The sequence below is a fragment of the Streptomyces muensis genome (assembly GCF_021474425.1).
Classification (GTDB): domain Bacteria; phylum Actinomycetota; class Actinomycetes; order Streptomycetales; family Streptomycetaceae; genus Streptomyces; species Streptomyces muensis.
In genome coordinates this window covers 1-1,497 of sequence record NZ_JAKEIP010000564.1, presented here as the reverse complement: position 1 = coordinate 1,497, position 1,497 = coordinate 1, and the positions used below count along the sequence as shown (strand labels likewise).

The following is a 1,497-nucleotide window of genomic DNA, read 5'->3' as shown; positions in this document are numbered from 1 at the left end:
CGCCTGGGTGCTCTCCCGGGGCGAGGACATCGTGCCGGGAGTCCGCGCAGGCGCACGGGGTCGGGGCGTTGTCCGGGGATCCGAAGGACAAGGGGTGGTGGTCCGGGCGGCGGTCGTTCAGCCGGGGGGCCAAGGACGTGCTGGAGCGGTCGTTGCGTATCGCCGTCGCCCGGCGGGACCGGAACATCGGTGACGAGCACATCCTGCTCGCGCTCGTCGGCCGGCCCGGCGTGCCCGCCGAGGTTCTCGCCGATCACGGAGTGACCTATGAGTCCGTCACCCGGGTGTTGTACGGAGGGGGAGAGGCGAAGGCTGGTTGAGGGGCGCGCCGGGGGCGTCGGGACGGGTGGTGCGGCTGCCGGTGCAGCCGCACCGCCTCGGGGGGCGGACTCAGGGTTTCGGTGTGCGCAGCAGTGCTCCGATGTGGGCCGCCGCCGTCGACAGGTGGCGGCGGGCGTCCCGGAGCTGGTCCGGGGTGACGCCGTGGTCCCTCGCCGCGTCGCGGATGTCGTCGCGGAAGCGGTCGAGCAGACGGTCCAGGTCGCGGGCCGGGTCGTCCGTGGGGGGCTCATGGGCCCAGGTGGGCTCGTAGTCGGCGGGGAAGTCCTCGGGCGTCTCCGAGTAGTCGGGTTGGGGCTGGGGCGGTGACTTGGGGGCGTCCTGGCGGCCGAAGCCGAAGTCGCGGCCGAACTCCTTGCCGTAGTCCTTGCCGAACTCGCCGAACTCCTTGGCCAGCTCCGTCAGGCCCTCCCGTACGCCCGTCGGCCAGTCGCCGCGGACGAAGTGGTCCTGTACGTGTTCCTGGACCCGGCGGGCGATGCGCTGGACCTCCTCCTGGGCCTCGGTGCGGGCGCGGTCCTGGGCCTCCTTGGCCTGGCGCCGGGCGCGCTGGGCCTCCTCTCGGGCGCGGCGGCTCTCGTCCTTGGCGCGCCGGGCCTGTTCCTTCCACTCCTGCTTGGCGCGGCGCATCTCCTCCTTGGCGGCGCGCCACGCCTCCTTGTCGGTGTAGTCGGAGAAGTCGCCGAAGGGCGAGTCCGGCCTGGTGCCGTTGCCCTGGCGGGCCTCGGAGGCCGCCGCCCGCATCTCGCGTCGCAGGTCGCCCGCCGCGCCGCGCACATCGGCCCGGATCTCGGCGGCCAGTTCGGCGACCGACTCCCTGATCTCCAGCTCCAGGTCGGCCAGTTCGCCGGAGCGGTCGGCCAGTTCGGCGCGGCCGGCGTCCGTGATGGCGTAGACCTTGCGGCCGCCCTCGGTGGTGTGGGTGACCAGGCCCTCGGCCTCCAGCTTGGCGAGACGGGGGTAGACGGTGCCGGCCGACGGTGCGTACAGGCCCTGGAATCGCTCTTCGAGGAGGCGGATCACCTCGTAGCCGTGGCGCGGGGCCTCGTCCAGCAGCTTCAGCAGATAGAGGCGCAGGCGGCCGTGGGCGAAGACGGGAGGCATGTCAGAGCACCTTCTTGTCGGTCGTGCCGTCGGCCGGGGCGTGGGGTGGGGACT

2 protein-coding genes are annotated in these 1,497 nt (G+C 73.2%); one reads left to right on the top strand and one right to left on the bottom strand.

Annotation, left to right across the window (positions count from 1 at the left end; all coding sequences use genetic code 11):
- Window positions 1–320: Clp protease N-terminal domain-containing protein (locus tag L0P92_RS44350; protein ID WP_234768799.1), on the top strand; the 320-nt coding region annotated here is incomplete at its 5' end.
- Window positions 321–390: 70 nt separating this feature from the next.
- On the opposite strand, the gene L0P92_RS44345 is transcribed toward L0P92_RS44350, so the two are convergent.
- Window positions 391–1,443, bottom strand: a complete 1,053-nt coding sequence (locus tag L0P92_RS44345) for a PadR family transcriptional regulator (protein WP_234768798.1) — start codon at window positions 1,441–1,443, stop codon at window positions 391–393.
- Window positions 1,444–1,497 lie beyond the last annotated feature (54 nt).

Coding starts and splice junctions, on each gene's coding strand:
- L0P92_RS44345 (WP_234768798.1), bottom strand. CDS start 1,443: ATGCCTCCCGTCTTCGCCCACGGCCGCCTGCGCCTCTATCTGCTGAAG.